The organism is Mesorhizobium sp. M2E.F.Ca.ET.209.01.1.1 (genome assembly GCF_004010375.2).
Taxonomy (GTDB): Bacteria; Pseudomonadota; Alphaproteobacteria; order Rhizobiales; family Rhizobiaceae; genus Mesorhizobium.
In genome coordinates this window covers 1-355 of record NZ_SADP02000518.1, presented here as the reverse complement: position 1 = coordinate 355, position 355 = coordinate 1, and the positions used below count along the sequence as shown (strand labels likewise).

The following is a 355-nucleotide window of genomic DNA, read 5'->3' as shown; positions in this document are numbered from 1 at the left end:
CGCGCCAGGCGCGATCGCTGGCCTGGGTCGGAAACGCCCAGCTTCGCGGTGTCGGCCAATGGCTGTTTTCCAGGAATGGTGACAAGGTGCTGACCGAGCTCAATCCGGTCATCACATGCGACAAGAGCCCGGCCGCCCACGCCTGCGTGCTTGCCGGCATAGGGCTGGGTGTGTTTCCCGACTACAGCGTCAGCGATGATATCGCCGAAGGACGGCTGGTGCCGGTCTTTGCCGAATGGGCCTTGCCCACCGGCGGCATCCACGCCGTCTTTCCGCCGGCAAGGTTCAGGCCCGCCAAGGTACGCGTATTTGTAGACCTGCTCGCCGCCGCCAAGAAAAAACGATCGCGCGGCAG

Annotated in this window: 1 protein-coding gene; it reads left to right on the top strand. The window is 64.5% G+C overall.

Features of this window, described 5'->3' with window-relative positions:
• On the top strand, positions 1-355 hold a 355-nt coding region (locus EN852_RS36730; protein WP_246694532.1), incomplete at both ends, for a LysR substrate-binding domain-containing protein.